This window comes from Chryseobacterium indologenes (assembly GCA_016025055.1).
Taxonomy (GTDB): Bacteria; Bacteroidota; Bacteroidia; order Flavobacteriales; family Weeksellaceae; genus Chryseobacterium; species Chryseobacterium indologenes.
This window is the reverse complement of record CP065590.1, coordinates 2,687,498-2,698,549: the sequence shown is the minus strand read 5'-3', so window position 1 is coordinate 2,698,549 and position 11,052 is coordinate 2,687,498. Positions and strand designations below refer to the sequence as shown.

Below are 11,052 nucleotides of genomic sequence, written 5' to 3'. Positions count from 1 at the left end.
TAACACTTAATATAAAAAGTACTATTGCCGGATAAATCTTAGGATTAAAGTAAATAGAAGTTAAAACTGTAAATAGTATTATTATAATAAAAGAAACAACCGTGTATAGTGATAGTTTTTTTATTGAAAAATTATTTAATTTATATTCTTTCATTTTCAAATCATTTATGGGTACCATATTGTAGACTTTCTACCAATACTTTCATCTAATTGGTCACCAATACCGAACATATAATCTGCTACACCATATATTGCAATTCCAGCCAAAATAGCTGGTGCAGCTGCAACTATGGCAGGAGCCGTTACAAATGTTGCTACAGCAGTGGCTCCTAATAAACCTAGATTTATGATAGAATGGGCATCCCAAGTATCAGTTCCAAACTCATATAAAGTTACCCCAGCAGTTAAAGCAGTACCAACATAGCCTAATCTTTTAGAAATTTTACCTACCGATTTCATAAATCCCTCGGTTGATCTTAAAATCTTTCCTGCTCTAATACCACTAACTGCCGAAAGAAATGTCGAGGCATTTATTTTATTTACATTGGATAATTTATTATATTCATCTATTACGATATTAGCATTTCCTAATTGTCCATTTAAATGCTTTTCCGTATCCTTAAAAAAATCTTCTGTCTGATAATGCATTAGGTTTTTACTCATTCCTTCTACATTGTTTACCATTCCCATTAAACTATTATTAAATACTTTAAGAATATTAAGCTCCCCAACGCCCTTTACCTTTGGATCTGGATCTTTATAATCTTTCCACCAATAAAAATCTCCATTTTTATTTCTTTCTATTTTTTTTCCTAATTTCTTTTCCCATATAGATATAATATCATTAAGCAAATCATTATCGTCTGTTCCATTTGATTGTGGATATAAAGAGCCAAATCCGTAACTACCTCCATATCCAGTTTCTATAGATCCAAAAGTAGCATCTCCTCTTCCTAACCAGTTAGGATTAATCCAGCCTGAAGGCGCATCAGGTCTCGCATCCGTAGGCATGGCAAATTGACGAGGTTTCATACCATCAGGATCTATAAAGCTTATAGGATTATTGAAGGCATAATTGTAGGGAGAATACCTTCTCATAGCTTCTGCCATAGGATCTATCACGCCCCATCTTCCTAAATCTGGCATATACATCCTGGCTCCAAAGTCATACATCCCTGTTTCCTGAAGCTCTTTACCTCCGAACTTATACGCATGGTAATTGGAAAAAGGAGATTTTCCTCCTCCAATGTGGTTTAACCCAAATGGATAATAGTTGTTGGTTCCGGTAATTTCAGGAGCACCTGTGCTGTTTCTCGCGAAACTTACCCTTACTGGACTACGTTCACAGCCTTCGTAAAAGCTTCACTTTTACTCGCTTGCTAAATATAACGGTTTTTCTTATAGTAAAACCACTACAGTTGCAGTGGTTTTTACTTTTATTGAAAGGACACGAGCAGGATGCTCGCGCCAACTGGAAGCAGTAGGAGGATATTAATTTGTTTTTTGATTTAATATTCCCAAAACTTTGTCCATTTTATCACTAATAAAAATAGTTATATCATTATTTTTATAATTGAAATTACTAATTATAACTTTTTTATCATTATAATCTAGCAGATTCTTTAATAATTCATCATAACCTGAAATTTTGGAATCATTAAAACTATTTATTTCACTTCGTAATGTATATATTGAAATAGCTTTGCTTTTATCTATTAAAATATATTTTAATACTGTTAAACCATCTAAATACTCATAAATGATTGAATATAGATGATTATTATAGTTATCACGAAACAAAGTTAATATTTGATCTATATTAGTTGTCTCCATTTTTATCTTTTTTGAATGAAAGGAAATGCTCCAGTAACAATTCCTTGTATTAATATTTCTTGCTCATTATATGTATCTGGGCTCGGTATAGTTTCACGAACTAGAAAATCTTTTGATAAAAGTACACCTCCTGACCCATTTTTATTTGCAAATTTAAGGGCAATATTTATATTAGTTGTCCACGATGTAAAAACACTTTCCGTATCTCCCCAATTATGCGAGTCAGGATCATTATGCCCTCCTAATGGTACTGCCATACCTTTGAGAGCATTTTTATAATCATAGTGCCCTACACAAACCCCTCGGTATAATGTTATTCTCTGTTCCGACTCATCTGCCGGTACATCTGTTGTACCTGTAATAGGTATATCATAACCACGTGCATGAGAGCTATCCCCATTCAATATTAATGGTAATGCCCAAATACTACGAGTTGCTAAAGTACCACTAGCACTATAAAAAGCTTGTGCATTTAACTGAATTAACTCTCCAATCTGAACAATTCTACTGACCTGTGCTCCAGCAGCAAATGTTGTAATACCGACGCCTTTATTATTACCCAATAATTTATTAAAGAAGTTTCCAATTTTTTGAAGAAAATTTGGCTTTTTATTCTTAGACCGAGGAGGATTGCCCGACACCATATCTGAAAAAGCATCTCTTGCATAACTTCCTTCATATACAGTTTCATAATCAGTTTCATAAACACCGCCACCGCCGCCAGGGGCTAAAGTTTCTCCATAATCTATATTACCGTATGATCCTCTTCCCAACCAATTGGGGTTTGTCCAACCTGAAGTTGCATCAGGACGAGAATCTGACATCATCCTAAATTGATTCAAGGGAGCCATTCCATCAGGATCTATAAAGCTTATCGGGTTGTTAAAGGCATAATTATAAGGAGAATATCTTCTCATCGTTTCAGCCAATGGATCTATCACGCCCCATCTTCCTAAATCTGGCATATACATCCTTGCTCCAAAATCATACATCCCTGTTTCCTGAAGTTCTTTACCTCCGAACTTATACGCATGGTAATTGGAAAAAGGAGATTTCCCTCCGCCAATTTGGTTTAACCCAAATGGATAATAGTTGTTGGTTCCGGTAATTTCAGGAGCGCGTGCGCTGTTTCTTGCGAAACTTACCCGTACTGAACTGCGTTCGCAGCCTGCGTAAAAGATTCTCTTTTACTTGTCTGTCAAGGTGGTCTTTGGTAAATATAACGGTTTTTTATAGTAAACCCACTGTAATGCAGTGGGTTTTACTTTTACTTACGGGACACAGTCGAGACGCTCGCCAGCAGGGGTTAATCCTGTCAATTTTTATATTCATTAAATGACTTAAGTATCACTTCTTCTAGTTTATCAAAGTTAAAAGCCAGTGTATTGGCTGATATAGCTATTGGAGTACCATATGTTCTTAAATTATTTTCCAGAATCCTTTTCTTTAATTTACTGTCAACACGTATATACTTATCTGGATTTTTGACCTCTATCAGCAAAAATTTCGTTGAAAAGACAGTAGTCTTTTTTATTGAAACAATATCTTCCCATAAAATCATTCCTACACCTGCAAAACTGGAATTATCATTAATCCCTTTTTATCTATAACAAGATTAAAAGATCTATTGAAGAAATTTTTAATTAAAATGCTTAAGCATAAAACTGCAAACAATATAGCTAAAATCCCTGCTAAACTTATAAATGTCTCACTTTTAAATATTGTAGAAATAAATCTATTAGGTTTAAAAGCCAAAAATAATCCTAAAAAAAGAAAGATTAGTGATCCTAATAGTAATAGTGATAATTTTGTTTTACTGCCTTTTATTTCAATTGTATTCATTTTTATTTATTTTATTTAATATTACTAGGTCTATTTAATATTCCATCAGCCCAATCCTCAGCAATTTCACCTCCCCAAAAGCCTCCAACAATTCCCCCAACAACGCCTCCAATTACAGCTCCACCAGCTGTTCCTTCTGGCCCAATCAGTGATCCAATCAGTCCTCCAAGTTTACCCACTGCCCATGCTCCAGCTGCTGCACCTGCCATTCCACCAACTACACCTGTTGTTGCCACTTTAGCTTTAACGCCAAATTTTCCGCCATCTTGAATCATACCATAACCTATTTGTCCTGCGCTAATTGCATAACCTACATAACCGGCTCTTTTCGCATATTTCCCATACATCGCAGTAGTTCTTAAATAGTCACTTCTAAGCCCTATTAATGATCCCCTAGCTCTTCCTGCATAGGAAGTACTTCTCATTTGTCCAAGGTTATCAATCCAATTTCCACTATTGTAAAGAGCTGTTCTTCTTTTGGCCAGATAATCAAATCCTCCACCCACAGCAGTTGATCCCCAATCTGCCCAGTTTTTATAGGCATCTAATGGAATATCACCATTTTTAACTGTTATTGAATTCAATACGCCCAGATGATATTCTCCATAAACATCATTATTTGTAGAATAACCTTTAATAAATGTTGGATTTCCGGTCCAGTAAGTAAGATTACCATTTCCTGAAATATCGATATTAATTCCTCTTGTTTTCCAGCCTGCCAAAAGATCATTAAGAAGATAACTGTTATCAACTCCATTTGATTGTGGATATAAAGAGCCAAATCCATAACTACCTCCATATCCTGTTTCTATAGATCCAAAAGTCGCATCTCCTCTTCCTAACCAGTTAGGATTGATCCATCCTGAAGGAGCATCAGGTCTCGCATCCGTAGGCATGGCAAACTGACGAGGTTTTCTTCCATCTGGATCTATGAAACTGATCGGGTTATTGAAAGCATAGTTATAAGGAGAATACCTTCTCATGGCTTCTGCCATAGGATCTATCACTCCCCATCTTCCCAGATCAGGCATATACATCCTCGCTCCAAAATCATACATCCCTGTTTCCTGAAGTTCTTTGCTTCCAAATTTATAGGAATGATAGTTAAAGAAAGGTGAAATATTACCTCCTCCGATATGGTTTAACCCAAATGGATAATAGTTGTTGGTTCCTGTAATTTCAGGAGCACCTATGCTGTTTCTGACGAAACTTACCCTCACTGAACTGCGTTCGCAGCCTGCGTAAAAGATTCTCTTTTACTTGTCTGTCAAGGTGGTCTTTGTACTGGTAAATATAACGGTTTTCTTATAGTAAAACCCTTAGGTGACACGAGCGAGACGCTCGCGCCAGCGGAGGGTCTCTTCTTAATCAATCAATTGAATCCATACTTGTAAATTCGTTTTCATCAATTTCACGCTCTAAGTATCCAATAACTTCATCCCAATTTTCACTCAGAAAAAACATACCATAATATTTTTTCCCTAACAAACTTACAAACCTCAATTTACTATTAGAATAATTTTCCAAACTTAGTATTAGACTACCTATTTCTTGTGATAAATTATCATTACCATTTCTTGTAGCGTTATATTGTCTAATTTTATATACTCCTATTAAGTTATCTCTGTCGAAGTTATCACTATTGCTGATTTTAATTTTATATTGGTCAATATTACCTAAGAAATTTCTTTCTTTTTTAATTAATTTAAAAATGTCTTCTGATGTTAACATATAGATTATTTTATTTTGATCTTGGTAAAACATATTGAACTTTAGCTCCATATGTAACTCCAGTTACAAGCCATTCAGATTCAGCTAATGTGAAAGGATTTGGAACAGCTTGCCCTGTGGTAAATGTTTTAGACATAATAATCCCAGGAACTCCATTTGTGTAAAATGCATTACCCGTAGCGAAATCTCTTGCAACATTTATATCACTAGTCCAACTAGTCCAAATGCTAAGATTATCTCCTCCAGCGTGTAATTCCATATCCCTATGAGGACCAAAAGTTGTAGCGACTTGTCTAAATCCTCCAGGTATTGCAACTCCCTGCATTGCTTCAAAATACATAGAGCCTTTAGCTTTTGAAGAAACTCCTCTATACAGTAATATACCATTACGATTTATATCTCCTGTTGTAATAGGTACATCTAATGGCAAATCTCTCGTCCAATTATATTCAGCATCTTTCATCATTGTAGGCATCAAAATAGCACCTAAAGTTGCCGCCCCAATAGAAGCTCCCGCTATGCCAATGCCTGCTCTTGCACTGGCATAATATTCTGCTGTTATTAATTGTAATTCTCCAATTTCAAGTGTTCCATGTGAAGTGGCTGCAACAGCCAAATTTTCTTTACTAAATAGTCCTTTAAAAAATTGCCCAATTTTATTCCAAATACTTCCATTATTTTTAGATCGAGGAGGATTTCCCGACACCAAATCTGAAAAAGCATCTCTCGCATAACTTCCTTCATATACAGTTCCATAATCAGTTTCATAAACACCTCCACCACCTCCAGGTGCTAAAGTTTCTCCATAATCTATATTACCGTATGATCCTCTTCCCAACCAATTGGGGTTTGTCCAACCGGAAGTCGCATCAGGACGAGAATCTGACATCATCCTAAATTGGTTCAAGGGAGCCATTCCATCAGGATCGATAAAACTGATCGGGTTATTGAAAGCATAGTTATAAGGACTATGGCGTCTCATTATCTCCGCCATAGGATCTATCACGCCCCATCTTCCCAGATCAGGCATATACATCCTCGCTCCAAAGTCATACATTCCTGTTTCCTGAAGTTCTTTGCCTCCAAATTTATAAGAATGATAGTTAGAGAAAGGTGAAATATTTCCACCTCCGATATGGTTAAGCCCAAATGGATAATAGTTGTTTATTCCGGTAATTTCAGGAGCGCCTGCGCTGTTTCTGGCGAAACTTATCCTCACTGAACTGCGTTCGCAGCCTGCGTAAAAGATTCTCTTTTACTTGTCTGTCAAGGTGGTCTTTGTACTGGTAAATATAACGGTTTTCTTATAGTAAAACCACCGCAATGCAGTGGCTTTTATTTTACTCTGTTGACACAAAAAAGAGACTCGCATCACCAGAGGGAATATTCATTTAAAATATTAATAATTGTTCAAGATTCAATACTTTATTTATTTCTATTTCCTCACAAAAAAACTGATGCAACCATTTTCATAATCTTCAATCTGAAAATTATTTTTTTCAAAGCCATTATTAGAAATATCCAATATATCAAAGCCTAGAATCTGCTGTAGGCCACCTCCACTAAAATCAAGTTTCAGCATAGAAATATTCTTAAAAGTTATTGACATTTCAAAAAAATGTCTTGAAATATCCAGCCACTTATTAACTTCTCCTCTTAATTAAAAATAAAAGACTATTTCCAACTGTGAAACTGACCATTCAAGTGATTTTATGAATGCGATATCTGTTGGTTTCTAATCGTTATAATTCATTGTAACTTTTTCTAATTTTTCATTTTATTCATTCTAATTAAATACTGTTCTTTACCTATTTAGCTAAAACCAAGGCCAGGTTCTCTTTTACTCGGCTGTCAAGGTAGCCTTTGTACTGGTAAATAAAACTGTTTAGAATAATAAAGTCACTGTTTTTTTGTTCAGAGGTCAAGCAAGATGCTCCTATCAGCAGCTTTTTCTCCGATTGTAAAACAAGTAATTTACTACCTATTAATTATATATTTTTTAAGTAAATCATTATTTCCCATTAGCAAATACTTCTCAATATATAAATTATCATTACAATAATGGAAATATAAATCAAGCAATCTATAGCAAGCAATAATAAACCAGCTTGATTCTTCGTTATTTAAATTTGAGAATAATATATCATAGCTCTTTTGAAAGAAAATTTGTTCTTGCTCTCGAAAGAAAAAGTTATTTACATAAAAAAAATCAATATAGCAATATATACTGTATTCTTCACCATTTTTAATAAGATTATCAATTATCTCAATATATATCTGAAATATTAAATTTCCAATATTTTTTACAATACTTAACCTTTGCTCGGATATATCAAATATATTGTATAAATCAATAATATATTGAAGTTTATCATAATGTTTCTTATTATCACTAATAAAATTTGATATTTCATGAAAAAATATTTCTGAATTATTTAGTAAGTCTTTCTTATAAACCTCAATCATATGATCGTCATCATCATCAATTGCTGAAATGAATAAATTAAATTTTTCCATATTTTATTTTTTAATTGATATAATTTGTGGTGGGCGAATTACTACTGAATTAAAAATTAGTGTATTTTTACCATAAAATGAGAAATTATAATCTCCACCCTCTCTTTTTTTAATTGGTAACCCGAGCTGTTCGCTTTGCTTCATTGTACTCCTCTAGCAGGAAGAGATATATTTTTAAACATCTCATAAGTACCTTGAGGTACAGCATATTGAACAATAACATCATACTGATCTGAATAGCCAAAACTAAAAATTGCCCTTTGTGCATACTCAAGTCTTCTCGTCACATATGGACCTTCACCCATATCAATTCCTAAATCATTTATACGCTGCGTTAAATAGCCACCAGCTTTATTATACTCATTGTAAGACATTGCTCTATAAAAGTATTCAACACCATCCGAATCATCTGCTGGTACATCTGTTGTACCTGTAATAGGTATATCATAACCACGTGCATGAGAGCTATCCCCATTCAATATTAATGGTAATGCCCAAATACTACGAGTTGCTAAAGTACCACTAGCACTATAAAAAGCTTGTGCATTTAACTGAATTAACTCTCCAATCTGAACAATTCTACTGACCTGTGCTCCAGCAGCAAATGTTGTAATACCGACGCCTTTATTATTACCCAATAATTTATTAAAGAAGTTTCCAACTCTTTGAAGAAAATTTAGCTTTTTATTCTTAGGCCGAGGAGGATTTCCTGATACCAAATCTGAAAAAGCATCTCTTGCATAACTTCCTTCATATACAGTTCCATAATCATTCTCATAGACTCCGCCACCTCCGTCAGATCCTAAAACAGCTCCATAATCACTTCCTGATCCACCACCTTTTCCTAACCAATTTGGGTTTGTCCAACCTGAAGTTGCATCAGGACGAGTATCGGTTATCATCTTAAACTGATTCATTGGTGTCATCCCATCTGGATCTATGAAACTGATCGGGTTATTGAAAGCATAGTTATAAGGAGAATATCTTCTCATCGTTTCTGCCAGTGGATCTATCACGCCCCATCTTCCCAGATCAGGCATATACATCCTGGCTCCAAAATCATACATCCCTGTTTCCTGGAGTTCTTTACCTCTAAATTTATAGGAATGATAATTGGAGAATGAAGACATATTTCCTCCTCCGATATGGTTAAGCCCAAAAGGATAATAGTTGTTGGTTCCGGTAATTTCAGGAGCGCCTGCGCTGTTTCTTGCGAAACTTACCCGTACTGAACTGCGTTCGCAGCCTGCGTAAAAGATTCTCTTTTACTCGTCTGTCCAAATGTCTTTGTACTGGTAAATATAACGGTTTTCTTATAGTAAAGCCACCGCAACGCAGTGGCTTTGTTTTATCCAGAGGAACACTAGTGAGCTGCTATGCCAGCGGTTAAAATTATTATTATATGCTTTGTCTTTTAATAATATAAGAAGAATCCCCTTTTATCTGATATAATTTTCTTGAATTTAAACTCCCATCACGATTAAAAATAATGAAATATCCAGTTCTTAATTTACTTTCATAACACTCTTTTGCATTATTAGATTTTTTAAATCTATACATTCCCTTAGAAAAAAGTTTATGAGTATTCTTTTCTTCTATGATTTCTGTACCATAAAAAAAGTTATTTTTTGAGCTATCTATTTTTATAAAAGTATTAAAATGATCATTATATATATCACTATCTGTCTCCTTATAGATATAAATTGTATCTATAAATTGATCACTTTTAAATTTTCCATCAACCTTAATAAAACCATTTTTATCATAAAGATGGTAGCTTAAATCATTATTTTTAGTACAAGAGCTTATTAAAATAAATGAAAAAACTACATGTAAAAAATATTTATAACTATTCATTTTCAACAATTTTAGTATTATATATAGTATCATTTATAATCATATACTCATCTTTACCAATAATATTTCCATTCATATCAAAGGTATTATGGATACCAAACGGCTGTATGCTAGATAGTACTTTTTCAAAATCTAAATTTCTTTTATATCTATATGTTCCCATACGCTTAGCACCATTTTTAAAAACAATATATTCTGTACCATAGAAATACGGACCATTCAAACTATCTATATTGATAGAATCTTTAAATGGAAGATTAGGGTTTTTATTATAGCAAATAGCACCTGTAAAATGATCTTTATAAAAGTTTAAATGCATAGTCGCTTTTTCATTTTTATCAAAAAATATAAGTTTATTAGTGTCTTTCTTAATTTCTGATGTATAATTTAATTTTCCATTAGGATAATATATTTTCGTTTGAAACTTAGTGTCTTTACAATTAAATAATATTAAAGTAAATACTATAATAAAATTAATCTTTCTCATCTTTTTATTTATTTTGCATAATTTGTTTATTCCAATAATTATTTGAATCTTTGATTGCTCTGTTTAAGGAATCTAAAGTTCTTCTACTTAGACCCTGTCCTCTTATATTCTTATATTTTAATCCATATGGCGTACCATCATTCATGCGTAAAATTCCCGTAGCTTGAGTATCCCATATTCCTAATGTATCTGGATTAGCTAAACCTGCTGGAGGATAAAATCCATTCCCATTTGGAAGTGAACTCAGAGACATAATATCAATCGCTGTTTGATAATGATCTGGTTTTAAATTTACAACTTTAAATGCTCTCCCATAACCATTTATAATATACTCAAACATATTATTAAAATCCATTCTATCACCAGGTCTAAGCTTATTCAAAGTTTCTTTATCCGGATCATTTGATCCTCCTGAAAAACTAAAGAATGTTTCCGTTGTAGTTCTTATTTGACTTGCTATATAAGAAGAGAATACGCCAATAGATTCATAGGGGGAAACAATTGGAACATAAGGATCTATAGCTACCGCAGGACCAACTTCTATGCTTCCTTTTTTACTGCTACCAACTAACCCCAAAAAACGGCCGATTCTATTCCATATGCTCCTATTTTTATTAGGTCGAGGAGTCGGATCAGCACCAGATATTAAAGATGAAAAAGCATCTCTTGCATAACTTCCTTCATATACAGTTCCATAATCATTCTCATAGACTCCGCCACCTCCGTCAGATCCTAAAACAGCTCCATAATCTATATTAGCAGCCTTCGTAAAAGATTCTTTTTTA

At 33.8% G+C, this 11,052-nt stretch carries 12 protein-coding genes; all 12 read right to left on the bottom strand.

Going from position 1 to position 11,052, the window contains the following annotated elements; translation table 11 throughout:
• Positions 1-165: 165 nt before the first annotated feature.
• Complete coding sequence (locus H3Z85_12380; protein ID QPQ53889.1) at positions 166-1,290, bottom strand: RHS repeat-associated core domain-containing protein; 1,125 nt, start codon at positions 1,288-1,290, stop codon at positions 166-168.
• A gap of 201 nt (positions 1,291-1,491) precedes the next feature.
• Positions 1,492-1,833 carry a hypothetical protein gene (locus H3Z85_12375; protein QPQ50312.1) on the bottom strand — a complete coding sequence of 114 codons (342 nt, stop codon included), beginning with the start codon at positions 1,831-1,833 and terminating at the stop codon, positions 1,492-1,494.
• Positions 1,834-1,835: 2 nt separating this feature from the next.
• A complete protein-coding gene (locus H3Z85_12370) occupies positions 1,836-3,014 on the bottom strand; it encodes an RHS repeat-associated core domain-containing protein (GenBank protein ID QPQ53888.1) in 1,179 nt (392 codons plus the stop codon).
• 382 nt (positions 3,015-3,396) lie between these two features.
• Entirely contained in the window at positions 3,397-3,675 is a 279-nt protein-coding gene (locus H3Z85_12365) for a hypothetical protein (protein QPQ50311.1), read from the bottom strand.
• An 11-nt stretch (positions 3,676-3,686) separates the two neighbouring features.
• Positions 3,687-4,925 (bottom strand): hypothetical protein, encoded by a 1,239-nt coding sequence (locus H3Z85_12360; GenBank protein QPQ53887.1) that lies wholly within the window; start codon positions 4,923-4,925, stop codon positions 3,687-3,689.
• 118 nt (positions 4,926-5,043) lie between these two features.
• Positions 5,044-5,406 (bottom strand): enoyl-CoA hydratase, encoded by a 363-nt coding sequence (locus H3Z85_12355; GenBank protein ID QPQ50310.1) that lies wholly within the window; start codon positions 5,404-5,406, stop codon positions 5,044-5,046.
• Positions 5,407-5,416: 10 nt separating this feature from the next.
• A complete protein-coding gene (locus H3Z85_12350; protein ID QPQ53886.1) occupies positions 5,417-6,655 on the bottom strand; it encodes an RHS repeat-associated core domain-containing protein in 1,239 nt (412 codons plus the stop codon).
• A gap of 728 nt (positions 6,656-7,383) precedes the next feature.
• Positions 7,384-7,923 (bottom strand): hypothetical protein, encoded by a 540-nt coding sequence (locus H3Z85_12345; protein QPQ50309.1) that lies wholly within the window; start codon positions 7,921-7,923, stop codon positions 7,384-7,386.
• Between the two features lie 140 nt (positions 7,924-8,063).
• A complete protein-coding gene (locus H3Z85_12340) occupies positions 8,064-9,182 on the bottom strand; it encodes an RHS repeat-associated core domain-containing protein (protein ID QPQ53885.1) in 1,119 nt (372 codons plus the stop codon).
• A gap of 139 nt (positions 9,183-9,321) precedes the next feature.
• The gene (locus H3Z85_12335) at positions 9,322-9,780 is read right to left on the bottom strand and encodes a hypothetical protein (GenBank protein QPQ50308.1); all 459 of its coding nucleotides are present in this window, start codon (positions 9,778-9,780) and stop codon (positions 9,322-9,324) included.
• Positions 9,773-10,267, bottom strand: a complete 495-nt coding sequence (locus tag H3Z85_12330; GenBank protein QPQ50307.1) for a hypothetical protein — start codon at positions 10,265-10,267, stop codon at positions 9,773-9,775. Before H3Z85_12330 ends, H3Z85_12335 begins: the two co-directional genes overlap by 8 nt.
• Before the next feature lie 4 nt (positions 10,268-10,271).
• Positions 10,272-10,844, bottom strand: coding sequence for a hypothetical protein (locus tag H3Z85_12325; GenBank protein QPQ50306.1), 573 nt, complete (start codon positions 10,842-10,844; stop codon positions 10,272-10,274).
• Positions 10,845-11,052 lie beyond the last annotated feature (208 nt).

What these genes read in the sequence shown, in the direction of transcription:
- H3Z85_12375 (QPQ50312.1), bottom strand. Translation starts at nt 1,833, where the DNA reads ATGGAGACAACTAATATAGATCAAATATTAACTTTGTTTCGTGATAAC.
- H3Z85_12365 (QPQ50311.1), bottom strand. Translation starts at nt 3,675, where the DNA reads ATGAATACAATTGAAATAAAAGGCAGTAAAACAAAATTATCACTATTA.
- H3Z85_12330 (QPQ50307.1), bottom strand. Translation starts at nt 10,267, where the DNA reads ATGAGAAAGATTAATTTTATTATAGTATTTACTTTAATATTATTTAAT.
- H3Z85_12355 (QPQ50310.1), bottom strand. Translation starts at nt 5,406, where the DNA reads ATGTTAACATCAGAAGACATTTTTAAATTAATTAAAAAAGAAAGAAAT.
- H3Z85_12335 (QPQ50308.1), bottom strand. Translation starts at nt 9,780, where the DNA reads ATGAATAGTTATAAATATTTTTTACATGTAGTTTTTTCATTTATTTTA.
- H3Z85_12345 (QPQ50309.1), bottom strand. Translation starts at nt 7,923, where the DNA reads ATGGAAAAATTTAATTTATTCATTTCAGCAATTGATGATGATGACGAT.